This is a genomic window from Aeromonas sp. S9(2024) (assembly GCF_041403185.1).
GTDB lineage: Bacteria > Pseudomonadota > Gammaproteobacteria > Enterobacterales > Aeromonadaceae > Aeromonas > Aeromonas enteropelogenes.
On the sequence record NZ_JBGLRE010000001.1, the window covers coordinates 624,684 to 649,021 of the forward strand.

Consider the following 24,338-nt stretch of genomic DNA (forward strand, 5'->3'; position numbering starts at 1 on the left):
TCAACCAAAGAAGCTTGTTGCGAGCGCGGCAAAAGACATCCATCACTGGCCGACATCAGGAACTCCATCCAAACAACAGGGTGACAAAGTCTCCCACACCGCGGACAGCCATCCCTCAACAGGCTACCCTTCTGCCCGCCCCGTTCGCCGAGGGTTTTATGACCGCTCAGGTCAACAACCTCAGCTGCAGGCCGTCATCTGCCTCCACCATGCTCACCTGACGCCAATCCTGGATCAGCGCACTGACGCCGGGATCCAGCCGCTGTCTGCCTCCCACCTGTACCACGGTGCAACCGGCCCGCAGGGCACTGGTGATGCCAGCCGGTGCATCCTCAAATACCAGGCAATCGGCGGCCGCCACTCCCAGCCGCTCTGCCGCAAGCAGATAGGGCTCGGGATCCGGTTTGCCGTTTACCACATCGTCAGCCCCCACCAGCAGGGTGGGCAACGCCAAGCCGGCGCTCAGCAGCCGATGACGGGCCACCCGCTGGCTGGCCGAGGTCACCAGCGCCCAGCGCTCAGTCGGCAGGCTTGCCAGCAGGGTACGGGCGCCGGAAAGGGCCTCAGCCTGGCCGGTGTGATGGATCTCCAACTCGTCGAGCAGGGCCACCTCCTGCGCCAGGTCCAGCTGCGGGGTCAGGGTGCGGATCACCTCCCGCGAGCGCACCCCGTGACAGATGGCCAATACGGGTTCGGGAGCCAGCCGGTGGCGGCGGCACCAGAGCCGCCACACCGTCTCTACCTCACCGGTGGAGTGCACCAGGGTGCCATCCATGTCCAGCAGCAGGGCAGCGGCCCGCAGGGTTAGCCTGCTCATGACAAAACGCCTGCCACGGCGGGTTCGGCCCCCGCCAGGATATCGCCGAAGGCCCGCTGCTGGGCGGCTCGCTCATAGCAGGCGAGGGCCTGCTCGGCGTTGCTTGCCCAGACCTGCAGGGGACCAACCGCAAAACCCTGTTGCAGCAGACTCGTCAAGAGCTCTCCCGTTTCGGGGGCAGCCAGTGGCTGTGCCATCACCAGGGATCCCTTGATTAAGAACAGATAGCGTTCGCTAGACATGGCGTGACTCCTTGTGTGCCGGACGGGCAACAGGCCCGCCGCACATCCATTACAACAAGGAGGTGTGATAATTTATAATCAATAAATCGCCACATTGGATAACCAACTGGAATGAAATTCGACTTGAGGCAACTGCAGGCTTTCGTGATGCTGGCAAAGACCGCCAACTACCGGGAGGCCGCCAACCGGCTCTTCATCACCCAGCCGGCCCTCACCAAGCAGATCCAAGGGCTGGAACAGGCCCTTGGCTGCACCCTGTTTCACCGGGGCAGGCACGGCGCCGAGCTGACCTCCCTTGGCGCCCAATTGCTTACCCAGGCCAACGCCCTGGTCGAACACGGCAAGGGATTCGAGCGCCATGCCCTGGCGCTGGCGAGCGGCATCGCCGGGCGGCTCAAGATAGGTTTCGGACTGTCGAGCTTCGCGCTGGCCCCCTCGCTGGTGGCCCGCTTCAGGCAGCTGGTTCCCGAGGTGATGGTCCATCTGCAAGACATGCCTTCCGCCATCCAGCACGAACAGCTGCTCTGTGGCCAACTGCAGCTGGGCTTCATGCGTCGGCCCCAGGCGCCGCAACTGCAGGAGCACAGGTTGTTGACCGACCGGTTGGTGCTGGCCGTTCCCACCCAAGTCACGGGATCGGATCCGGCCAATTTCGACGTCGAACAGGCTCTGACCAGCCAGCCGTTGTTGCAGATGGTCGGCCATCGCTGCCCCGGCCTTAGCCAGCAGATCGCCGGTTTCCTCGGCGCCAACCGGCTGACCGGCATGATCCAGGAGACGGAAGATGTCCAGACCCTGGTCGCCCTGGTCTCCGCCGGCATAGGCAACGCCATACTGCCGCGCAGCGTCAGCTTCATCGCAGGCCCAGATGTGACCCTCTACCCCCTCTCGGGTCCCTATTCAGAGTGGGAAATCAGTCTGGTGTGGAACCCGGAATTTGCCGATCCCATCCGGGATCGCTTCCTGCAACTGGTCCTGGAGGCTCACCCGACTGTCTGCCCCGCGACCAAACGATAAGCCGGACTCATCTTTTGCCTTGCCAATGAGAGAGGCATAAGATGGGGCAGCAAGTACCCAGTCAACATATGAAGGGAGATCAACATGATAAAAACGGTTATTGCGCTACTACCCGTTCTGCTGCTGGCCGGCTGCGCCACCGAGAAAGCGCCTGCCCCGGTCGGCATGGCCAATCCGGCCTCGGTCTACTGCGGCGAGCAGGGAGGCAAGGTCATCATCAAGCAGGAAGCCGATGGCGCCGTGGGATACTGCCATCTGCCGGATGGCCAGGTGGTCGAAGAGTGGACCCTCTATCGCGCGGCTCATCCGTAATCTTGCAGCAACAACAGGCATGATACACAAGGGGGTCGGTTCACCAGAACCGACCCCCTTGTCGTTGTGGCCATGTGGGCGATAACAGCCCCAACCTATCTATTGCCAATCTGTCTCAGACCAGGCCCAGGGCGTAGCGCAGCGCCATCTCCTTGAGCGGCCCCGCCTTGTCCGCCACATTGAGGGCCAGATTGCGGGCCAGCTTGAGTGGCCCTATGTCGTTGCTGAATGCCCCGTAGAAGAGATCCATCCCTGACTGCATCAATAGATTGTCCGGACGTCGGCGCCTTTCATAACGGGTCGCCAACTCGGGCTTGTGCCACTCGGCACCGGCGCTGTGCAGCAGATCCGCCCAGCAGGCCACATCCTTGAAGCCGAGGTTGACCCCCTGCCCCGCCAGCGGGTTGATGGTATGGGCAGCATCGCCGAGCAACACCACCCGCCCGGCGTGATAGTCGTTGGCGTGGCGACGCACCAGCGGGAAACTCCCCTTAGCCATTACGGTGAAACCACCGAGACGAGCGGGGAAGTGGCGACGCACCTCGGTGGCCAGCGCCTCGTTGCTCATGGCGGCCAGCGCCCGGATGCGGGCCGGGCTGTCATACCATACCAGGGAGCCATGCCGGCCGGGCAGCGGCAAGAAAGCGCGCGGACCGCTCGGGGTAAACTGCTGCCAGGTGATGTCCTCTTGCGCGAACTCGGTATCGATATTGATCAGCATGCAGTGCTGGCGATACTCGAATCGCGACACGCCGATGCCGGCCAGTTTGCGGGTATGGGATTCCGCGCCGTCACAGGCCAGCACCCAGCGCGCCGAGAGCATCGTTTCATCGTCCAGCTGCAGCATCACATCGTCGGTACTCTGGCGCAGGCTCAGCACCGCCGCCGGGGTATGGGTCTGGATATTGGGAAAATCCTCCATCCGTTTGAGCAGCGCCAACTGCACCAGCCGGTTTTCGATGATGTAGCCCAGCTGGGGCAGGCCGAGGTCGGCCGCGTTGAAGCGGGTGGCAAAGCCGTCCAGCTCCCAGGTCTCCAGCCGGCGATAGGGGCACAGCCGCATCTGCTGCAGGTATTGCCAGGCGCCGGCCTGCTCCAGCAGTTCCACCGAGGCCTGGCTGATGGCGGAGACCCGCAGATCCAGCGGCTGCGCCGGGTCGTAGGATTCCGGCAGCCGGGTCTCGATGACCCGCACCGAGAGGCCCTGGGCCGCCAGCAAGCAGGCGGTGGCGGCGCCCACCATGCCGGCACCGACGATGGCAATATCACAGTGTTCCATAACGTTGTTCCTGAAGAGGGGTGGCCCGACGATGACGCGGGCCTGAACCTGATGGGGGCATCATAACGCAAGGACGCGCCGGAAACAGTGAGGCAAACGGAGAATTGCCGTGTCAAATCAAGGGGAAATAGATACACCCTCGATTGAACAAGAGGCTCGCTGGCCGCCATGGCGACTGGATATTAACTGGTCAGCACCCCGATTGCGGAGTAAAATGCGCGGTCCTTTGACCATGCCGATTTCAAAACCAGTCAAGAGAAGCAATGAGCAAGAAACTTCACATTAAAACCTGGGGTTGCCAGATGAACGAGTATGACTCGTCCAAGATGGCTGACCTGTTGGATGCCAGCAATGGCTACACGCTGACCGAAGAGCCCGAAGAGGCAGACGTCTTGCTGCTGAACACCTGTTCCATTCGCGAAAAGGCGCAGGAAAAAGTGTTCCACCAGCTGGGGCGCTGGAAGAAGCTCAAGGCAAGCAAGCCCGATCTGGTGATCGGTGTGGGTGGCTGCGTTGCCTCTCAGGAGGGCGACGCCATTCGCAGCCGCGCCCCCTACGTGGATATCGTGTTTGGTCCGCAGACCCTGCACCGCCTGCCGGTGATGATCAAACAGGTTCAGGAGGGCCGTGGCGCCCAGGTGGACGTCAGCTTCCCCGAAATCGAGAAGTTCGACCGCCTGCCCGAGCCGCGCGCCGAAGGGGCCACCGCCTTTGTCTCCATCATGGAAGGCTGCTCCAAGTACTGCTCCTTCTGCGTAGTGCCCTACACCCGTGGTGAAGAGGTGAGCCGGCCAATGGATGACGTGCTCTACGAAATCGCCCAGCTCGCCCAGCAGGGCGTGCGCGAGGTGAACCTGCTCGGCCAGAACGTCAACGCCTATCGCGGCGCCACCTTCGATGGCGGCATCTGCACCTTCGCCGAGCTGTTGCGCCTGGTGGCGGCCATCGACGGCATCGACCGCGTACGCTACACCACCAGCCACCCCATCGAGTTCACCGACGACATCATCGAGGTCTACAAGGACACGCCGGAAGTGGTCAGCTTCCTGCACCTGCCGGTGCAGAGCGGCTCTGATCGCATCCTGACCATGATGAAGCGCCCGCATACAGTGCTGGAGTACAAGTCCAAGATCCGCCGCCTGCGCGCCGCCCGTCCCGACATCACCATCAGTTCCGACTTCATCGTCGGCTTCCCGAACGAGACGGATGAGGATTTCGAGGCCACCATGAAGCTGATCGAGGATGTCGGTTTCGACATGAGCTTCAGCTTCATCTACAGCCCGCGCCCCGGCACTCCGGCCGCCGACATGCCCGACGACGTCGACATGGAGGTGAAAAAAGCCCGTCTGTCCCGCCTGCAGCACGCCATCAACAACCAGGCGATGCAGATTGGCCGCGCCATGCTGGGCACCACCCAGCGCATCCTGGTGGAGGGGCCCTCCAAGCTCAACCCCATGGAGCTGTGCGGTCGCACCGAGAACAACCGGGTGGTCAACTTCGAAGGCCCACACACCCTGATCGGCGGCTTTGCCGACGTGGAGATCACCGAGGTGCTGCCCAACTCCTTGCGCGGCACCTTTATCCGCGGCGAGAGCGAGATGAACCTGCGCATCGCCACCGCCCCGAGCGAGATCCTGGCCCGTCGTCCCGACAACGTGCCGGACGAGCTGGGCGTTGCCGCCTTCACTCCCCATTAATCCCCTCCTCCCCCTGTGCCCGGGCGCAGGGGGAGCGCCTTGAGACGAGGATACCGTGAGCCGACACATCTCGACCCTGAATCTGCATCTGGAGCCAGCCGACAACCAGCGCCTCGCCAGCCTCTGCGGCCCCTTCGATGACAACCTCAAGCAGCTGGAGCGCCGCCTCGGCATCGAGATCAGCTACCGCGACAACCACTTCCAGCTACTGGGCAAGCAGGCCCAGGTGGATGCAGTTGCCGTCATCATCAAGCACCTCTACGTCGAGACCCAGCCCCTCAAGGGGGGCAAGGTGACCGACATCACCCCCGACATGGTTCATCTGGCCATTCTGGAGTCGCGGGTGCTGGAGCAGGATGACGAGCCGACGCCGAGCATCCCCTATGGCAAGGAGGTGACGGTCAAGACCAAGCGCGGCCTCATCAAGCCACGCAGCCCCAACCAGGCCCAGTACATCGCCAATATCGTGCGCCACGACATCTGCTTCGGCATTGGTCCGGCCGGTACCGGCAAGACCTATCTGGCGGTAGCGGCGGCGGTGGATGCCCTGGAGCGCCAGGAGATCCGTCGCATTCTGCTGACCCGTCCGGCGGTGGAAGCGGGTGAGAAGCTCGGCTTCCTGCCCGGCGATCTCTCCCAAAAGGTGGACCCCTACCTGCGCCCGCTCTACGACGCCCTGTTCGAGATGCTGGGTTTCGAGCGGGTGGAGAAGCTGATGGAGCGCAACATCATCGAAGTGGCGCCGCTCGCCTATATGCGCGGTCGCACCCTCAACGATGCCTTCATCATCCTGGATGAAGCCCAGAACACCACCACGGAACAGATGAAGATGTTCCTGACCCGCATCGGCTTCAACTCCAAAGCGGTGGTCACCGGCGACATCACCCAGATCGACCTGCCGCGCAACGCCAAGTCCGGCCTGCGCCATGCCCTGGAAGTGCTGCAGAATGTCGACGGCCTCTCCTTCAACTTCTTCCAGTCCACCGACGTGGTGCGCCACCCGGTAGTGGCCCGCATCGTGCAAGCCTACGAGGCGTTCGATGCCGCTCAGGCAGCCGAGAAAAACGCGGCAAACACCCGCAAGGAGAACGAACAATGAGCGTGACCCTGGATCTGCAACTGGCCAGTGCCAGCACCGAGGGGCTGCCGAGCGAAGCCCAGCTGCAGGGCTGGCTCGATGGCACTATCCTCGGCTTTCAGACCGAGGCCGAGGTAACGGTACGCATCGTCGACGAGGCGGAGAGCAACGAGCTCAACCTCACCTATCGCGGCAAGGACAAGCCCACCAATGTGCTCTCCTTCCCGTTCGAAGCGCCCCCTGGCCTCGAGCTGCCGCTGCTCGGCGATCTCGTCATCTGCCGCCAGGTGGTGGAGCGTGAGGCCAGCGAACAGGGCAAGCCGCTGGAGGCCCACTGGGCGCACATGGTTGTGCACGGCAGTCTGCATCTGCTAGGTTATGACCATATCGAGGATGAGGAAGCCGAAGAGATGGAGCAGCTCGAGCGCGACATCATGCAGGAACTCGGCTATTCCGACCCTTATCTGAACGACGAAGTGTAATGGCGAAAGGGGCGGGCCGGCAGCTTGAAACGGATGTTGGCCATCCTCATATAGCAAAGACAAAACATCAGTATCTTCAATGAGTAACCAAGAGAAAAAATGACCGACGATCACCCTAGTACCGGCTCGCCGAAGAAAACCTGGCTCGACAAACTCAGCCAACTCTTCCAGGGCGAGCCAAAAGACCGCAATGATTTGGTAGACGTGATAGCCGATGCCGAAGAGCGCGACCTCATCGATCAGGACACCAAGGACATGATCGAAGGGGTGCTGGAGATCGCCGATCTGCGCGTACGCGACATCATGATCCCCCGCTCCCAGATGGTGACCATCGAGAAATCCCAGCCGGTGGACGAGATCCTGCCGGTGATCATCGAATCCGGCCACTCCCGCTTCCCGGTGATCAACGAAGACAAGGATCACGTCGAGGGCATACTGCTCGCCAAGGATCTGCTGCCATTCGGTTTCGGCGGCGATCTGGCCAAGGAGCCGCTGCAGCTCGAGAACATTCTGCGCCCCACCGTGATCGTGCCCGAGAGCAAACGGGTCGACCGCCTGCTCAAGGAGTTTCGCGAAGAGCGCTACCACATGGCTATCGTGGTCGACGAGTTTGGTGGCGTCTCCGGTCTGGTGACCATTGAAGACATACTGGAGCTCATCGTCGGCGAGATCGACGACGAGTTTGACGATATCGAGGACGAGCCCGAAGAGATCCGTCGTCTCAGCAAGCGGGTCTTCTCCATCAGCGCCCTCACCGAGATCGAGGATTTCAACGACTTCTTCGGCACCAAGTTCAGCGATGAAGAGGTGGATACGGTGGGCGGTCTGGTGATGCACGCCTTCAGCCACCTGCCCAAGAAGGGTGAGGAGATCGAGCTGGATGGCTACCTGTTCAAGGTGATGCACGCCGATCGGCGCCGTTTGCAGCAACTGCAGGTGAAGATCCCGGAGAACCACGCGGTGGCCCAATCAGAGCCGCAATAACGCCGCTTTGGATGATACCAACAACGCCCCGATCACGGGGCGTTGTGCTATCTGCAGGCTCGCGGTCACCCGCCTTACGGGGTAAGATACCGCCCATTCAACCCAGCAGCCCAAGACGAGCATCCATCACCCGTGAAAACATCACCCGTGACATCCAAAATCCTGTTAAGTATCAGTGCCCTGGCAGCCGGAGCCTGCGCCGTCTTCGCCTTCTCTCCCTTCAACTACTGGCCGCTGGTGATCCCCTCCCTGCTCGGCCTTTATGCCCTGCTGGACAAGGCAACCCCCAGGCAGGCGGCCTGGCGCGGTTTTGGCTACGCCATGGGGCTGTTTCTGCCGGGGCTGTGGTGGATCCACGTCAGCATGACGGAATTTGGCGGCATCATACTGCCGGTCGCCTTCGTGCTGCTGGCCCTGCTCTCCGCCTATCTGGCGCTCTATCCGGCGCTGGCCTGCTGGGTCTTCGCCCGCTTCTTTGGCGGCCGTCACTGGAGCCGCTGGCTGCTCGCCTTCCCGGCACTCTGGCTGGTAGCAGACTGGCTGCGCGGCTGGGTGATGACGGGCTTCCCCTGGCTCTGGTTCGGCTACACCCAGATCGACGGCCCGCTCAAGGGCTTCGCCCCCGTTCTGGGGGTACAGGGCATCACGCTCGCGCTGCTGCTCGCCAGCTCCGCCCTCTGGATGGTGTGGAAGTCCCGCTCTCCCTTCTGGCTGTTGCTGCCCGCCGCCCTGGTGGCCGGTGGTCACAGCCTGATGCAGATTGATTGGGTCACCCGGGGCGAGCCGGTCAAGGTGGCTTTGGTGCAGGGCAATATCGCCCAGTCCCTCAAGTGGGATCCGGAGGCGCTGGCCCCCACGGTGCGCACCTATCAGGATCTCAGTCGCGAGAATCAGGATGCCGACATCATCGTCTGGCCGGAGTCGGCGATCCCGGCCCTCGAGCAGCAGATGGGCCCCTATCTGGAGAATCTGGACAAGGCGATGAAGGTAAACGAGACCGGCCTGCTGGCGGGTATCATTCATTACGACCAGGAGCAGCAGCGCTTCTACAATACCGTGCTCGGCATGGGAGTTCAGGATGCGGACGGCAAGGAGTCCTATTTCTACAACCACCCGAATCGCTACAACAAGTATCACCTGCTGCCCATCGGCGAGTTCGTGCCGTTTGAAGATCTGCTGCGCCCCATCGCCCCCTTCTTCAATCTGCCCATGTCCTCCTTCAGCCGGGGCGATGCAATCCAGCCCAACCTGATCGCCAAGGGGCTCAAGTTTGCCGCGGCCATCTGCTACGAGATCATCTTTCCGGAAGAGGTGCGCCGCAATGTCACGCCAGAGACCGACTTCCTGCTGACCGTCTCCAACGACGCCTGGTTTGGCACCAGTATCGGTCCCTGGCAGCATATGCAGATCGCCCGGATGCGCGCCCTCGAATTGGCGCGCCCGCTGCTGCGCGCCACCAACACCGGCATCACGGTCGTCACCGAGATCGACGGCAGCATCATCGGCCAGATCCCGCAGTTCGAGGCGGCGGTGCTGCGCAGCGAAGTGCGCCCCGCCCACGGCGAGACCCCCTACCTGCGCTTTGGTAACTGGCCCCTGTACGGCCTGACCGCCCTGCTGCTGGTGCTGGCACTGGCGCTGCGCCCCAAGGCTCACCCCTGGGCTGGCAAGCGCTGATCCCGCGTGAAGGAAGTACCATAGACAAGAGGCGCCATAAGGCGCCTCATTTTTTATCCAGACACGGCGGCCGCTGACCGCAATTCTGTCTTGTTATCCCTGATTGAAAGCCGGGTGGTAGCTCACCTCACCACGGGCACTGGTTGCACCAAACGACCTGGCCATAAAGTACTCGGGTGGCACACCGGGTAGCAGCAACGCCGAGTTCTGCTCAAAGCTAAAGCGGCCGTAGAAGCCAGGATCCCCCAGCACTACACAACCGTCCGCACCTTGTTCCTCGAGAGCGGCCAGCCCTTCCGCCATCAGGTGTGACCCTATCCCCTTGCCATGCAGCTCGGGCAGTACCGAGATGGGACCAAGGCCAAACCAGTTCTTGCTGCCATCCGTGATGGTCACCGGCGAGAAGCAGAGGTGGCCGACCACCCGCCCCGCCTGCTCCGCCACCAACGACAGACTGAGTGCCCCGGCCTGGCGCAGGTCGCGCACGATCAGCTGCTCGTTGTGATCGGTATGGGGGGCCTTGAGGAATGCGGCCACGGTCACCGCTTCGATGGCGTCATGATCGGCGCCCGTTTCGGGTCGAATAAGTATGTTCATGTTGTTCTTTCTCTCTCGCTTGATGGGATGATCAGGCCACCTGCAGGCAACAGATCACATAACCATAGCTGCCCAGGTACTGGCGGTGGATGGCCACTTCCCGGCTCAGATCCTGCCAGGCTGGGCTATCCCCCAGCTCGGCGCGATGGCGCGCCAGATTGCGCTCGATGGGATTCAAATAGTTGTGCCAGGCAACCATGGGCAACAGGGTATGGGAGAGGCAGCGATAACCGGCCGCTCGCACTGTTTCGAGCAAAGCGGGCAAGCTCTGCATCGCCGGATACTCTTGCTGCCAGAACACCAGCGCCTCCTCTGGCGGCATGTCGGTCAGCCACACCAGCTCGCTCAGCACTATGCAGGCATCGGGGCATGACAGCAGCGCATGCCACGCTTTCAACGCATCGGGCACCCCCATGACGTAGGCGCTCCCCTCCGCCCAGATAAGGTCCGCCGCAGGCAGCTCTACCGGCAGTGCCGCCATGTTGGCGCACAGGGTAGTGACCTGCTCAAAGCCAGCCGCGCTGGCCGATCTGGCCAAGGCGGCCAGCGCCTCCTCGTCGAGGTCAATGGCCACGATGGCAGCGTCCGTCACCTGGGCCAGAGCCAGGGTAGAGGCGCCCCGCCCGCAGCCCATGTCGAGGATCCGGCGCGGTTGAATAGGCAGCGCGGCGAATTGCTGCTGGGTGAAGGCGCGATCTCCCGGTCCCCAATAGCTCATGCCATCCAGCAACTGTTTAAAATCCCGGATGTAGCGATCATGCTCGTTCATGTCCTTGCTGAGCCATTGCAAGTGGTAGCGCTCCTTTTCACTGAATCCCTGCTTCATCACCCAGTCGAAGTAGGCCTCTGGCGCTTCACGCTGCAGTTGCAACTGCCAGGCCTTGAACTCGTCGCCGGAGCCTGTACGCAAGCCAGCGAGGCCTGCCAGCAGATCCCGCGCTCTTTGCATCCGCGCCAGCTCGCCGTCCAGCTCTCTGACCCGGGCTTGCAATACCTCCTGATCTATCTCCCCCGCCAGGCAAGCGAGGCACTGCTTGAGGCTGAGCCCCCCCGCCTGCAGCGCCTGCACCATCTGCAGACGCTGCAGATCGGATTCGTCGTAGTGGCGATAGCCGTTGGCTGCTCTCACTCCCGCAATCACCCCCAACTTCTCGTAGTAGAGCAGTGTGGAGCGGGCCACACCGCAGCGGCGGGCCAGTTCGGATATTTTCATAACAACGACTCGCAGTGGGGTCCGTAACCCGATGAAGGAAAGCTTAAACCGTGAAGCAATAGACGGGTCAACGGCAAAATTCGGGTTCACTCCATAAAAAAACGGCCACCCCAGAGTGACCGTTATCGGCAGCAAGAGAGACTCACGGGATCAGAGGCCGGCGGCCTCCAGATGCTCCACCAGCAGTTGCACGCTGCGATTACCTCGCCACTCGTTGACATCGAGCCGGTAGACCAGCCGCACCCGCTTGACCGAGGCATCGGGCCAGCGCTGCAAATCGACCCCGAAGGCGATGGCATCCACCGCATGGCCAGAGTCGGTCGTCAGCATCATCTTGAGGTGTTTCTCCCCCACCAACCTTTGTTGCACCAGTACGAACTCGCCGTCAAACAGCGGTTCGGGGAAGGCCTGACCCCAGGGGCCTGAGGCGCGAATAAGCTCCGCCAGCTCGAGGTTGAGCTCGTCCGGCAAGAGCTCGCCATCGGTGAGCAGCACCCCGGTCAAGAGCTCAGGCGTCACCAGCTCGCTGATGACCGCTTCGAAAGCACGACCGAACGCCTCGATATTGGCCTTGGGCAGGGTCAGCCCCGCCGCCATGGCGTGGCCACCGAACTTGCCCATCAGCCCCGGGTGGCGGGTATCGAGCAGTTCCAACGCATCGCGCAGGTGCACGCCGGGGATGGAGCGCCCGGAACCCTTGAGCTCGGTCTCGCTGCTCTCGGCAAAGGCGATGACGGGGCGGTAGTACTTCTCCTTCACCTTGGAGGCCACCAACCCCACCACCCCCTGATGCCACTCGTCCCGATGCAATACGATCCCCGACGGTACTTCGCCATCGCGAAAACGGATCTGCTCCAGGGTGGCGAGGGCCTCCTGCTGCATCCCCTGCTCTATCTCCTTGCGCTCCTGGTTGAGGCTGTCCATCTCGGACGCCAGCTGGCGCGCCAGGTTGAGGTCGTCACACAACAGGCAGGCGACCCCGAGGGACATGTCATCGAGCCGGCCCACCGCGTTGAGGCGCGGCCCCAGCGCGAAGCCGAGATCGGCGGCGGTGAGGCGGCGGCCATCCCGACCCGACACGTCCACCAGCGCCTGAATGCCGGGGCGGCAGCGCCCGGCCCGGATCCGCTGCAGCCCCTGATGGACCAGGATGCGGTTGTTGCCATCGAGCGCCACCACGTCGGCGACGGTGCCGAGGGCTACCAGATCCAGATAGTCCGCCACATTGGGGGCCGGGATGCCGTGGCGCTCGTACCAGCCCGCCTGCTTGAGGTGGGTGTTGAGGGCCGCCATCAGGTAGAAGGCCACCCCCACCCCGGCCAGGGACTTGGAGGGGAAGTCGCAGCCATGCTGGTTGGGGTTCACTATCGCGTCGGCGTCAGGCAGCTCCTGGCCCGGCAAATGGTGATCGGTAACCAGTACCTGCATGCCGGCCGCCTTGGCTGCCGCCACCCCGGCGATGCTGGAGATGCCGTTGTCCACCGTGATGAGGAACTCGGCGCCGCGGGCCACCGCCAGCTCGACGATCTCCGGGGTGAGCCCATACCCGAACTCGAAGCGGTTGGGCACCAGAAAATCGATGTGGCGGCCACCCATGGCGCGCAGGGCCAGCACGCACAGGGCCGAGCTGGTGGCGCCGTCGCAATCGAAGTCACCGACGATGAGGATCCGCTTCTGTGCGGCCAGGGCATCCGCCAGCAGCGGCACCGCCTGCGCCATGCCGAACAGGCGCCGGGGTGGCAGCAGCTGATTGGCGCTGCGCTCCAGCAAGGCAGGGTCTTCGACCCCACGGCTGGCGAAGATTTGCCGCAGCAAGGGATGAAGGGTGGCGGGCAGATGGGAATCATCAACTCGCGGACGACGACGGATTTGCAGGGGCATCGATGTGATCCAGTATCTTGAGCAGTTGTTCAGGGCTCTGGTAACCGCGCACCAGGTCTCCGTTTGGCAGGACCCAGCTCGGCAGCGCCTTGATCCCGAGCCACTGGCTCAGGCCGATATAGTGGGAGAGGATCTCACTACAGCGCGCCACTGGCAAATGTTCACTGAATTGGGGGTGACGCCAGGCGCCAGCCTCGCACTGCTCCGGCGAGCTCCGGCCCTGCCCGCCGGCGGGCGACACGATCGGCAGCAGTTGCACCGTGACACCCAACTCCTGCAGGCGGGGCAGTTGATCCAGCGCCCGGCGACAATCGGTACAGGCGTCATCGGTAAAGAGGGTGATCCGGTGCGTCTCTTTCGTTGCCCGAAGCAGCATGGGGGGCTCACCTATCTGCGCCAGCGCCATGCGCCTTTGATGACGCAGGCCGGAGAGGGTCAGGTTTTTCATGTCGCGGGTCATGTCCAGCATGACCCCCTGCACCAGATAGTCTCCGTTGGCATCGCTATAGAGCACGCCCTGGGAGGTGCCCACCATGTAGAGCCCGGGGATCGGGGTACGATCCACCAGATAGACGGGAACCCCCAACCGGCTGGAGACCGTCTCCTTCAGGGTTTGCGGGTTCACCCCGGCATAGGCAGCAAATGTGCATAGAAGCATTGCCATCGATATTAAATGCTTCACCATTTTACTCTTGCAGCATAAATGATTGAGTCCAACACACTAATATGGATGGCACCTGTTATTCAATCCGTTATTTGCTTGATTATTAATACTCCCTTGGCACCAAAAAATCCGCATTCCCCGATTGCCAAGGAGATGCAACCTCAGCAAGCTAGAGAAGACGACAGGAACAACGCGGCGTGGCCTCCGTTTTCCTGATGCGGATCGCCCACACGATCCACACTCTATCTTGTTCGGTTTCGGAGGAAATAATGAGTCTTATCCAGGAGTTCAAAGCCTTTGCATCCAGAGGCAACGTGATCGACATGGCGGTCGGTATCATCATAGGGGCCGCCTTTGGCAAAATCGTCTCCTCGTTCGTCGGCGACGTCATCATGCCACCCATAGGTCTGATCCTGGGAGGGGTGGATTTCAGCGATCTGGCCATCACTCTCAAGGCGGCGGAAGGATCGGCCCCGGCCGTGGTCATCGCCTATGGCAAGTTTCTCCAGACCATCATCGACTTTCTGATCATCTCCTTCGCCATCTTCATGGGGCTGAAGGCGATCAATACCCTCAAGCGCAAACAGGAAGAGGAAGCCGCGGCGGCACCGGCCGGCCCGACCAAGGATCAGGAACTGCTCGCCGAAATCCGCGATCTGCTCAAGGCCCGGCAGGAGAAATAAGCACCCGCCCCTGTCGTGTGTACAAAAAACCGCCTTTCGGCGGTTTTTTTGCTGACACTAGGCCACAACACCGTAGACTACGGCACAATTCAGCCTGGGGCTAAACACTCGCGGCTCTTGCGCCACATCATGATCGAATGCATGCAAAATCTACAGGAGTCATCGCCATGACATCCCCGACAGTGAAGACCAGACCGAAACATGGTTTCATTCTGCGCTATTTGCTGTTGCTCTCCCTGCCCCTGTTGCTGATGACAGCCAGCAGCTTCTACCTGTTTGCCATCAAACAACAGAATGTCGTGCGCGATCGCATGGAGTTTTTCAGCAGCAGCACGGCCCAGCAGTGGGACAACGCGCTGAGTTCGGTCGAAGAGCAGCTCAACATTCTGGCGGCCGATCTCGCCGCCTATGACGGTATGCTCCCGCCGGAGATGAAGGCGCGGCACAACTCGGTGTGGCAACAACTCAGCCGCTCGGGCAGCTTATTGAAGGGACTCTACTATGTGCAGCGAGATAACTCCCTGGTCAACTTCAACCATCTGGCGACCCCCTCGACTCAAACCATGGCCAAGCAGCAGTGGTATCAGGCTGCCATTCATACCCCGGGGATCAACACCTGGAGCGCTCCCTATCTCGACAGCGTCCAGCACATTCCGGTGATCACCCTGTCGCGAGCAGTACTGAATCAGCAAGGCAAAGTAGTGGCCGTGGTCGGCATTGATGTCGATCTGGCGAAAGTCTCGGACCGGATCGGCCGCATGCTGCAGGGCGGGAAACAGATGGCTTATCTGCTCTACGATCGCCAACATCAGCTCATCATCGCACACAGCAACCCGCTCCTGAATGTCACCCCGCTCGATGAGCCCTGGCTGCCCCGAATCAAGGGCCAAAATGGCACCCTCACGACCGGGGATGACGAGTTGATCGCCTACTACACCCTGACCAACAACCCCAGCTGGCAGGTCATTACCGTGTTTCCGTTCAGCAACTCCTTCGTTATCAAGGAGCTGCTGCCCACCATGATGGTGGGGCTGATCCTCTCCCTGGCCATGTTCATACTGGTGGCCATCATCTTCCACCAGCGCCTGGAAAATACCATCAGCATGCTGGTGCAGGTGGTGCGCCTGCTGCGGGTTACCCCGCCCGGGCAGCCCATCGCCATCCCCAGCATTCCGGGTATCGAGGAGCTTGAGGACGAGATCACCATGATTTCCGACCAGATGCAGGCCGAGAGCGAGAAGGCCCAGCGCGATGCCCTCACCGGGCTCTACAACCGCCGCTACATGGACGGCCTGCTCGCCAGGCTGCACCAGGAGCACGTTCCCTATGTGCTTGCCATCATCGACATCGACAATTTCAAGCAGATCAACGATGAATATGGCCACCCCATCGGGGATGCCGTGTTGAGACGCACCGCCGCCATAGGCCGCCAACTGCTGGAAGATCAGGCGACCCTGTGCCGCTTCGGCGGCGAAGAGATGGTCGCCATCTTCGAGCAGGGAGAGCTGGCCCAGGCCCACCAGCTGATGGAGGCGTGGCGCCAAGCCATGGTGGATCAGGAGTGGCGCGAGCCCCCCCTCGAAGTGCGTTTCAGCGGCGGCCTTGCCGAGGCGCTGGATGCTCCGCCGGCCCAGGTGCTGGCGCAAGCGGATGCCGCCCTCTATCGCGCCAAGCAGGAGGGGAAAAACCGCCTCTATCTGGCCTAGGCGCGCGGGTGATGCTCGCCGTGCAGCGCCTTGAGCCGCTCATTGGCCACATGGGTGTAGATCTGGGTGGTGGAGAGATCGGCATGGCCCAGCAGCATCTGCACCACCCGCAGGTCGGCGCCATGATTGAGCAGATGGGTGGCGAAGGCGTGCCGCAGAGTGTGGGGGGAGAGCTCCCCGTTGATGCCGGCGCGCAGGGCGTAGAGCTTGATACGGTGCCAGAAGGTCTGTCGGGTCATCATCTGGGCCCGTTTGGAGGGAAACACCACGTCCGAGCTGGTGCCGCCAAGCAGCAGACCGCGCCCTTCCCGGTAATAGCGCTCCAGCCAGTAGACAGCCTCTTCCCCCATGGGTACCAGCCGCTCCTTGTTGCCCTTGCCCACCACCCGCACCAGCCCCTGGCGCAGGCTGACATGCTCGGCTGTGAGCCCCACCAGCTCGGAGACCCGCAGCCCGGTGGCGTAAAGCAGCTCCAGCATCGCCTTGTCTCTGAGTTCCAGCGGATCGTCCACCAGCGGGGCCTGCAGCAGCGCCTCCACCTCGGCTTCACTCAGATCGGCCGGCAGCTTCTTGGGCAGCTTGGGCCCTTCCAGCAGCACGGTGGGATCGTCACTGCGCAATTTTTCCCGGTTCAGATACTGGTAGAAACGGCGCAGGGCCGACAGAAAGCGAGCCGTGCTGCTCGCCGCAAACTGGTTGTCGACCCGCCAAGCGAGATAGTGCTGAATGTCATCCATGCCCGCCAGCAGCAGGGAGCTGCCCTGCCCGTCGAGCCAGAGGGCGAATTTTTCCAAGTCGGTGCGATAGGAGCTGACCGTGTTGTCAGACAGCCCTCGTTCGAGCCAGAGGGCGTCGAGAAAAGGTTCGATCAGGGGATGGGAGTCAGGCTTGCTCATGATGCGCCGCAGTCAGAAAAAAGATGGCCCATTGTAGCGCGCGGGCTCGCCCCCCGTGCAAGCCCGCTTGCCCGCCAGCCAATATCTGAGGGCAGTGAAGGGGCCCCGGCAATCTGCTAGACTGGCGCCCTCCCCTTAGGTTGCCAACATGGCGCAGCCCACAGCAGTCAAGAGAAGAGCGATGAAGATTGGTCTGTTTTACGGTTCCACCACCTGCTACACCGAGATGGCCGCCGAGAAGATCCGCGCCCTCATCGGCCCCGAGCTGGTCGACATCCACAACATCAAGGATGTGCCCCTGGTGCGCATGCAGGATTACGACATCCTGATCCTCGGCATCTCCACCTGGGATTTTGGCGAGCTGCAGGAGGACTGGGAGTCCCGCTGGGAAGATATCGCCGATCTGGAGCTGGAGGGGCGCATCGTGGCCCTGTTTGGCCTTGGCGATCAGCTCGGTTACGGCGAGTGGTATCAGGATGCCCTCGGCATGCTGCACGATCAGCTGGTGCCCAAGGGGGTCAAACTGGTGGGTTACTGGCCCAACGAGGGGTACGAGTTCGATGCCTCCAAGGCGCTGATCGACGATGGTCGCCACTTCGTCGGCCTGGCCCTCGACGATGCAAACCAGTACGACCAGACCGATTCCCGCATCGAGCAGTGGGTCGACCAGATCCTGGCCGAAATCCACGAACTCCTCTGATTGATGCCCGGCGGTCAGCCCGAGTACTGACCGCTTGGGCGCATATCTCGCGCCGATTTTCTCAATCGGTATCATCGTATGACGCTATAGCGACTTTTTTGTGCTGGTCTGTAACAATGAGTCTGACGCCCCATAACAAGCAAAGCAGGGCGCCGGAAGCAAACGGACAGATCAGAAAAGGAAATTCTATGACCTCATTCTCCCTGTTGGCCCCTGCCATCGCCCGCGACGTGCTCGATCACGCCCTGGCGCTGGGTGCCGACTTTGCCGAGCTGTTTGTGGAGCGCAAGCGCCGCAGCCAGCTCAGCCTGCTCTCCAGCCAGATAGAGAACATCAGCGGTGGCCTCGATTTCGGCATCGGCGTGCGCCTGTGCTACGGCCACAAGGTGCTCTACGGCTACACCAACCAGACCAGCCGTGACGAGCTGCTGCGCATCGTCACCCTGCTGGCGGCCAAGGACAGGCGTGACCCCGTGGTGACCGCCACCGCCTTCGATTTCACCCGTCTCACCGACCGCCATCCGGTGGCCCTGCCCCTGTCGGCGGACAAGCTGCTGGAGCAGAAGATCGCCTATCTGCACACCATGGATGCCGCGGTCCGCGCCGAGAGCGACAAGGTGAGCCAGTTCTCCGGCAACGTGCTGGGCTGGGAGCAGGAGGTGGAGATCCTCAACAGCGAAGGGTTGCAGGTCAGCGATCGTCGCCACTACAACCGCATCATGGCCCAGACCATCGCCCGGGAAGGGAGCGAGCAGAGCATGGGCTACGAGGCCCCCGGCGCCCTGATGGGCTGGGAACACGCCGAGCGCATCGATCCCCGCGAGCTGGCCCTCACCGCCACTCGCCAGGCCCTGGTGAAGCTGGGCGCCGCCCCCTGCCCGAGCGGTACCCTGCCGGTCATCATGGAGAGCGGCTTTGGCGGCGTCATCTTCCACGAGGCGTGCGGCCATCTGCTGGAGACCACCTCGGTGGCCAAAAAGGCCTCGGTGTTCCACGACAAGATGGGCCAGCTGATCGCCAATCCCGCGGTCAGTGCGGTGGACGAAGGCTTGCAGGGCAACGCCTGGGGCTCCATCAACGTCGATGATGAAGGAATGGCGACCCAGCACACCCAGCTCATCAAGGATGGGGTGCTGACCGGCTTTCTGGTGGACAGGATGGGCTCGCTCAAGACAGGTTACGCCCGCACCGGCTCGGGGCGACGCGAATCCTACAAGTTCGCCCCCACCTCGCGCATGCGCAACACCTATATCGAGCCGGGCAACTACAGCCTGGACGAGATGCTGGCCACGGTAGAGCACGGCATTTATGCCAAAAAAATGGGTGGCGGCTCGGTGCAACCGGGTACCGGCGAGTTCAACTTCAACGTGCAGGAGGCCTACCTCATCGAGCACGGCAAGGTGACCAGACCGCTCAAGTCGGCGACCCTGATCGGCACCGGCCCTCAGGTGCTTAAAGAGATCTCCATGGTGGGCCGCAATCTGGCGCTGGCCGCCGGCATGTGCGGCTCCGTCTCCGGCTCTGTGCCCACCTCGGTCGGCCAGCCCGCCCTGAAAGTAGACAATATTCTGGTGGGGGGTAATGCCTGATGAATGACACCATTAAGCGCCTGAAAGTGGACCTTATGCTGATCGGGAGGAATGCCCGATGAATGGCACCATTAAGCGCCTGAAAGTGGACCTTATGCTGATCGGGAGGAATGCCCGATGAATGACACCATTAAGCTCCTGAAAGTGGACCTTATGCTGATCGGGGGGAACGCCTGATGAGCGCCATCGACATGAACCAACTGCTTGCCCGCCTGCTGGACAAGGTCGCCGATATCAATGCACAAGCGGATATCATCGCCAATCAGGACAGGGCCTTCTCCCTCAAGGCCGACAAGGGGGAGCTTGGGGAATACAAGGTCACCAGCAGCCAGCAGATCGGTATTCGCCTGATCAAAGAGGGCCGGGTCGGCATCGCCTACTCCGAGTCCCTCGATGAGGCCGCGCTCAATGCCATGCTGCAGGATGCCTGTGACGCCAGCCGCTTTGCCAAGGTGGATGCGGATCAGGCAATCTCGGTCGCCAACAGCCGGCTCACCACCGACTGCGCCGAGATTAATCAGCCCGATACCACGCCCGTGGAAGAGAAGATCGCCCTGGCCCTGCGCCTCGAGTCGGACATGCTGGCCCTGCCGGATGTGACCGGCGCCCCCTACAACAGCTTCTTCGAAGGGGAGAGCCGTCTCTGGCTCGCCAACAGCCTGGGCACTTTCTGCGAGCACGGCGAATTTTCCGTCGGCTGCTACACCTCGGCTCTGGTCGAACGGGATGGCCAACAGTCCATGCATTCCCAAGGGCAGTATGGCCGTCGCTTCGACGAGCTGGACAGCCAGATCCTTGCCCAACAGATCCATACCGTAGCCGCGGGCCTGCTGCCGGGTGAGGCGGTCACGAGCGGCCGCTACAGCGTTATCTTCAGCACTAACTGTTTCGCCAGCCTGTTTGGCTGCTTCCAGGCGGCGCTCTCGGGCAAGTGGGCCCAGCAGGGGATCAACCCCTGGCGAGACAAGGTGGGGCAACCCGTTGCCTCCCGCTGGCTCACCCTGGAGAGCCGGGTCCATATGCCGGGTGGCATGAACATCAAGGCCTTCGACGGCGAGGGGGCCACCACCTCGGATCTGCTGCTGATTGGCGAGGGGGAACTCAAGACCCTGCTGCACAACAGCGCCACCGCCCGCCACTTCGGCGTGGCGAGCAACGGCTCGGCGGCTCGCGGCGCCCGCAGTGCGCTGGATGTGACCCCTCGTCACCTGGTGTTCGGTACCGGCCCTCATAGCGAGGCAGAGGTGCAGAGCGGCGACTATCTGGAGCTGGTCAAGCTGGACGGCCTGCACTCGGGCGCCGATGCGGTCAGCGGCGACTTCTCCTTTGGCGCGTCAGGGTTTCTCTGTCGTGACGGGGTGCGTATCCAACCGGTGCGCGGCATCACGGTGGCGGGCAACTTCTATCGTCTGCTGGGGGCGCTGGAAGCAGTCGGCGATACCCTGCATCACAACGATGGCAAGGGCTTCTATGCCCCGCTGATCCGCTTTGGCGGCCTCGCCGTGGCGGGCAAGTAACACCACCGAATAATCACAAAGAGGCGCCTGATGGCGCCTCTTTTCGTTGGATGCTCAAGAGATTGGCAATCAGGGCGAGAGGGGTTCACGGTGATATTCAGTGCCGCCGCATTCGGGACAGGTATCCAGCTGCTCGGGACGCAGAACCTTATGGCGCCAGCCACACTGGTTGCACTCCATGACCCCCAGCCCGACCCACTCCCCCGCCTCGTAGACGCCCTTATGCTCCAGCTCGTCCGCCAATTCGCGCCACTCCACCTGGGCCCGATCGGTCACGTCCGCCAGCCAGGACCAGGCAGTGTCCTTGAGCGCCAGCATAAAGGCTGACTCCTCCACCGCCTCATCACTGCGCCCCTCATCATAGTTGCCCAGATCCCGCTTCACGTACTCGGCGATCAGTGCCAGCTCGTCCTGGGTCAGATCGCTGGCTGCCTCCAGATAGGCCTGCACCCTGGCAATCATCCGGTTGAGACGCTCTCCCTGGAACTCTCCGGTCTCCTGCCACTGCTTTTTCAGCTCGGCGATGAAGGTTTCGTATCCTTTTTTATGTTTGTCCATGGCCGTTCCTCCTCTACTAAACCCCGATCAGACCCGGCTTGAGGCCCGAGGGACGCTGGCGGTTGTTGCCGCCGCAGGATATGGGTATTCTATTGCGATTTCCCAGCTGATTTATCTATCCATTTCACAGATCCGGATGTCACCAATGCAAGAGCAATACGTTCCCCAATCAATCGAACCAGCAGTGCAAAAGCACTGGGATGCCAAGAAAACCTTCAAGGCCGTGGAGAAAGTAGACAAGGAGAAGTTCTACTGCCTGTCCATGTTCCCCTATCCGTCTGGTCGTCTACACATGGGTCACGTGCGCAACTACACCATAGGTGATGTTATCTCACGTTATCAACGCCTTAATGGCAAGAACGTGCTGCAACCCATCGGTTGGGACGCATTCGGCCTGCCGGCCGAGAACGCCGCCATCAAGAACAACACGGCGCCGGCGCCCTGGACCTACGAAAACATCGAATACATGAAGAACCAGCTGAAGATGCTGGGTCTGGGTTATGACTGGGATCGCGAGCTGGCCACCTGCAAGCCGGATTACTACCGCTGGGAGCAGTGGTTCTTCACCAAGCTCTACGAGAAGGGCCTGGTCTACAAGAAGACCTCCTCCGTCAACTGGTGCCCGAACGACATGACGGTGCTGGCCAACGAGCAGGTGGTGGACAACTGCTGCTGGCGTTGTGACACCCCGGTGGAACAGAAAGAGATCCCCCAGTGGTTCATCAAGATCACCGACTATGCCGAAGAGCTGCTGAACGACATCGACAACCTCGAAGGCTGGCCCGAGATGGTCAAGACCATGCAGCGCAACTGGATTGGCCGCTCCGAAGGGGTCAACATCAGCTTCGCCATCGATGGGCAGGATGAGCACCTTGAGGTCTACACCACCCGTCCGGACACCTTCATGGGCGTGACTTACGTGGGCATCGCCGCCGGCCACCCGCTGGCCCTGCAGGCTGCCGAACACAATCCGGAGCTGGCCGCCTTTATCGAAGAGTGCAAGAACACCAAGGTGGCCGAAGCCGAGCTCGCCACCATGGAGAAGAAGGGCATGGCCACCGGCCTGTACGCCATTCATCCGCTGGATGGTCGCAAGGTCCCGGTCTGGGTCGCCAACTTCGTGCTGATGAACTACGGCACCGGCGCCGTGATGGCGGTACCGGGTCACGACCAGCGTGACTTCGAATTCGCCACCAAATACGGCCTCGACATCAAGGCGGTGATCAAGCCGGCCGATGGCGAGCTAGACGTGAGCGAGGCGGCCTACACCGAGAAAGGCGTGCTGTTCAACTCCGGCGAGTTCGACGGTCTCGACTTCCAGGCGGCCTTCGATGCCATCGCCACCAAGCTGGAGGCAATTGGCAAGGGCAAGCGCACCGTCAACTACCGCCTGCGCGACTGGGGTGTCTCCCGTCAGCGCTACTGGGGTGCCCCCATCCCCATGCTGACCCTGGCTGACGGCACAGTAGTGCCGACGCCGGAAGACCAGCTGCCGGTACTGCTGCCGGAAGACGTGGTGATGGACGGCATCCAGAGCCCGATCAAGGCCGATGCCGAGTGGGCCAAGACCACTTACAACGGTCAGGAAGCGTTCCGGGAAACTGACACTTTTGACACCTTTATGGAGTCCTCCTGGTACTACGCCCGCTACTGCTCCCCGGACTACGACAAGGGCATGCTGGATCCCGCGGCCGCCAACCACTGGCTGCCGGTGGATCAGTACATTGGCGGCATCGAGCACGCCTGTATGCACCTGCTCTACGCCCGCTTCTTCCACAAGCTGCTGCGTGACGCGGGCCTGGTGAACAGCGACGAGCCGTTCAAGCGCCTGCTCTGCCAGGGCATGGTGCTGGCCGACGCCTTCTACTACAAGGACGAAAAGGGTGGCAACGTCTGGGTCAGCCCGACCGACGTCAAGGTGGAGCGTGACGAGAAAGGCCGCATCATCAAGGCGGTGGACCTTGAGGGCCGCGAAGTCATCCACTCCGGCATGACCAAGATGTCCAAGTCCAAGAACAACGGCATCGACCCGCAGCTGATGGTGGAGCGTTACGGCGCCGACACCGTCCGCCTGTTCATGATGTTCGCCTCCCCGGCCGAGATGACTCTGGAGTGGTCCGACTCCGGCGTGGAAGGTGCCCAGCGCTTCCTGCGTCGTCTGTGGCGCATCACCTTCGAACACGTTGCCGGTGGCGCCGTGCCGGCGCTGGATGTGGCCGCCCTCTCCAGCGAGCAGAAGGCGATTCGTCGCGAGCTGCACAAGACCATCGCCAAGGTGAGCGATGACGTGGGTCGTCGCCAGACCTTCAACACAGCCATCGCCGCCATCATGGAGCTGATGAACAACCTGGCCAAACTGGGCTCCGAGCCTCAGGATCGCGCCCTGATGCAGGAAGCGATGGAAGCGGTCGTGGTCATGCTCTACCCCATCACTCCGCACATCGGCTTCGAGCTGTGGAAGATGCTGGGCAAGGGCGACGACATCGACCACGCCACCTGGCCGGTCGCCGACGAGGCCGCCATGGTCGAGACCGAGAAGCTGGTGGTGGTGCAGATCAACGGCAAGATGCGCGGCAAACTGACCGTGCCGGCCGAGATCAGCCAGGCCGACGTCGAGAAGCTGGCCATGGCCGACGCCTCGGTGCAGAAGTTCACCGACGGCCTGACCGTGCGCAAGGTGATCTATGTGCCGGGCAAACTGCTCAACATCGTTGCCAACTGATTTGGTCGCTAACTGATCGTTGCCAAG

At 62.0% G+C, this 24,338-nt stretch carries 22 protein-coding genes; 13 read left to right on the forward strand and 9 right to left on the reverse strand.

The features are described 5' to 3' along the window. Window positions 1–166: 166 nt before the first annotated feature. Window positions 167–817: an HAD-IA family hydrolase gene (locus tag ACB028_RS02865; protein ID WP_371143445.1), complete on the reverse strand. Its 651-nt coding sequence runs from the start codon at window positions 815–817 to the stop codon at window positions 167–169. Further along, window positions 814–1,059: a hypothetical protein gene (locus tag ACB028_RS02870; RefSeq protein ID WP_026455938.1), complete on the reverse strand. Its 246-nt coding sequence runs from the start codon at window positions 1,057–1,059 to the stop codon at window positions 814–816. The genes ACB028_RS02865 and ACB028_RS02870 overlap by 4 nt, the downstream gene beginning before the upstream one ends. 111 nt (window positions 1,060–1,170) lie before the next feature. On the opposite strand from ACB028_RS02870, the gene ACB028_RS02875 reads away from it, so the two are divergent. Then, the gene (locus ACB028_RS02875; protein WP_042072318.1) at window positions 1,171–2,076 is read left to right on the forward strand and encodes a LysR substrate-binding domain-containing protein; all 906 of its coding nucleotides are present in this window, start codon (window positions 1,171–1,173) and stop codon (window positions 2,074–2,076) included. Window positions 2,077–2,160: 84 nt separating this feature from the next. Beyond that, a complete protein-coding gene (locus tag ACB028_RS02880; protein WP_026455936.1) occupies window positions 2,161–2,388 on the forward strand; it encodes a DUF333 domain-containing protein in 228 nt (75 codons plus the stop codon). Window positions 2,389–2,503: 115 nt separating this feature from the next. Here the strand turns inward: ACB028_RS02880 and ACB028_RS02885 are convergent, their stop codons facing one another. Continuing rightward, window positions 2,504–3,667 (reverse strand): FAD-dependent monooxygenase, encoded by a 1,164-nt coding sequence (locus tag ACB028_RS02885; protein ID WP_371143446.1) that lies wholly within the window; start codon window positions 3,665–3,667, stop codon window positions 2,504–2,506. Between the two features lie 263 nt (window positions 3,668–3,930). Here ACB028_RS02885 and miaB point away from each other — a divergent pair, with 263 nt between their 5' ends. From miaB to lnt, 5 genes are all read left to right on the forward strand, one after another. Then, the gene (miaB, locus tag ACB028_RS02890; protein WP_042025709.1) at window positions 3,931–5,364 is read left to right on the forward strand and encodes a tRNA (N6-isopentenyl adenosine(37)-C2)-methylthiotransferase MiaB; all 1,434 of its coding nucleotides are present in this window, start codon (window positions 3,931–3,933) and stop codon (window positions 5,362–5,364) included. 55 nt (window positions 5,365–5,419) lie between these two features. Next, a complete protein-coding gene (locus ACB028_RS02895) occupies window positions 5,420–6,463 on the forward strand; it encodes a PhoH family protein (protein WP_371143447.1) in 1,044 nt (347 codons plus the stop codon). Continuing rightward, window positions 6,460–6,924 carry an rRNA maturation RNase YbeY gene (gene ybeY, locus ACB028_RS02900; protein WP_371143448.1) on the forward strand — a complete coding sequence of 155 codons (465 nt, stop codon included), beginning with the start codon at window positions 6,460–6,462 and terminating at the stop codon, window positions 6,922–6,924. The genes ACB028_RS02895 and ybeY overlap by 4 nt, the downstream gene beginning before the upstream one ends. A 99-nt stretch (window positions 6,925–7,023) precedes the next feature. Then, on the forward strand, window positions 7,024–7,908 hold the full coding sequence (gene corC / locus ACB028_RS02905) for a CNNM family magnesium/cobalt transport protein CorC (RefSeq protein WP_026455931.1): 885 nt from the start codon (window positions 7,024–7,026) through the stop codon (window positions 7,906–7,908). Window positions 7,909–8,040: 132 nt separating this feature from the next. After that, complete coding sequence (lnt, locus tag ACB028_RS02910; protein WP_371143449.1) at window positions 8,041–9,585, forward strand: apolipoprotein N-acyltransferase; 1,545 nt, start codon at window positions 8,041–8,043, stop codon at window positions 9,583–9,585. Window positions 9,586–9,678: 93 nt separating this feature from the next. On the opposite strand, the gene ACB028_RS02915 is transcribed toward lnt, so the two are convergent. The 4 genes from ACB028_RS02915 to ACB028_RS02930 all read right to left on the reverse strand — a co-directional run bounded on the left by ACB028_RS02915 (window position 9,679) and on the right by ACB028_RS02930 (window position 13,940). Further along, entirely contained in the window at window positions 9,679–10,182 is a 504-nt protein-coding gene (locus tag ACB028_RS02915) for a GNAT family N-acetyltransferase (protein ID WP_371143450.1), read from the reverse strand. Window positions 10,183–10,213: 31 nt separating this feature from the next. Continuing rightward, window positions 10,214–11,395 carry a MerR family transcriptional regulator gene (locus ACB028_RS02920; protein WP_371143451.1) on the reverse strand — a complete coding sequence of 394 codons (1,182 nt, stop codon included), beginning with the start codon at window positions 11,393–11,395 and terminating at the stop codon, window positions 10,214–10,216. A gap of 150 nt (window positions 11,396–11,545) precedes the next feature. Continuing rightward, window positions 11,546–13,276 (reverse strand): single-stranded-DNA-specific exonuclease RecJ, encoded by a 1,731-nt coding sequence (gene recJ / locus ACB028_RS02925; RefSeq protein WP_371143452.1) that lies wholly within the window; start codon window positions 13,274–13,276, stop codon window positions 11,546–11,548. Continuing rightward, on the reverse strand, window positions 13,242–13,940 hold the full coding sequence (locus ACB028_RS02930; protein WP_371143453.1) for a disulfide isomerase DsbC N-terminal domain-containing protein: 699 nt from the start codon (window positions 13,938–13,940) through the stop codon (window positions 13,242–13,244). Before ACB028_RS02930 ends, recJ begins: the two co-directional genes overlap by 35 nt. A gap of 269 nt (window positions 13,941–14,209) precedes the next feature. On the opposite strand from ACB028_RS02930, the gene mscL reads away from it, so the two are divergent. Together mscL and ACB028_RS02940 are read left to right on the forward strand one after the other, a co-directional pair. Continuing rightward, window positions 14,210–14,623, forward strand: a complete 414-nt coding sequence (gene mscL / locus ACB028_RS02935) for a large-conductance mechanosensitive channel protein MscL (protein ID WP_026458293.1) — start codon at window positions 14,210–14,212, stop codon at window positions 14,621–14,623. A gap of 167 nt (window positions 14,624–14,790) precedes the next feature. Next, window positions 14,791–16,329, forward strand: coding sequence for a diguanylate cyclase (locus ACB028_RS02940; protein WP_371143454.1), 1,539 nt, complete (start codon window positions 14,791–14,793; stop codon window positions 16,327–16,329). On the opposite strand, the gene xerD is transcribed toward ACB028_RS02940, so the two are convergent. Further along, window positions 16,326–17,225: a site-specific tyrosine recombinase XerD gene (gene xerD / locus ACB028_RS02945; protein ID WP_042025717.1), complete on the reverse strand. Its 900-nt coding sequence runs from the start codon at window positions 17,223–17,225 to the stop codon at window positions 16,326–16,328. The two genes, ACB028_RS02940 and xerD, sit on opposite strands and share 4 nt — an antisense overlap. A 181-nt stretch (window positions 17,226–17,406) precedes the next feature. Here xerD and fldB point away from each other — a divergent pair, with 181 nt between their 5' ends. The 3 genes from fldB to ACB028_RS02960 all read left to right on the forward strand — a co-directional run bounded on the left by fldB (window position 17,407) and on the right by ACB028_RS02960 (window position 21,031). Beyond that, on the forward strand, window positions 17,407–17,925 hold the full coding sequence (gene fldB / locus ACB028_RS02950; protein WP_042025718.1) for a flavodoxin FldB: 519 nt from the start codon (window positions 17,407–17,409) through the stop codon (window positions 17,923–17,925). Window positions 17,926–18,113: 188 nt separating this feature from the next. Then, window positions 18,114–19,514: a TldD/PmbA family protein gene (locus ACB028_RS02955; protein ID WP_371143455.1), complete on the forward strand. Its 1,401-nt coding sequence runs from the start codon at window positions 18,114–18,116 to the stop codon at window positions 19,512–19,514. Window positions 19,515–19,690: 176 nt separating this feature from the next. Next, window positions 19,691–21,031, forward strand: coding sequence for a TldD/PmbA family protein (locus ACB028_RS02960; RefSeq protein WP_371143456.1), 1,341 nt, complete (start codon window positions 19,691–19,693; stop codon window positions 21,029–21,031). Window positions 21,032–21,100: 69 nt separating this feature from the next. On the opposite strand, the gene ACB028_RS02965 is transcribed toward ACB028_RS02960, so the two are convergent. Then, window positions 21,101–21,589, reverse strand: coding sequence for a zinc ribbon-containing protein (locus ACB028_RS02965; RefSeq protein ID WP_026458125.1), 489 nt, complete (start codon window positions 21,587–21,589; stop codon window positions 21,101–21,103). A 145-nt stretch (window positions 21,590–21,734) separates the two neighbouring features. Here ACB028_RS02965 and leuS point away from each other — a divergent pair, with 145 nt between their 5' ends. Further along, window positions 21,735–24,311 (forward strand): leucine--tRNA ligase, encoded by a 2,577-nt coding sequence (gene leuS / locus ACB028_RS02970; protein WP_042072336.1) that lies wholly within the window; start codon window positions 21,735–21,737, stop codon window positions 24,309–24,311. Window positions 24,312–24,338 lie beyond the last annotated feature (27 nt).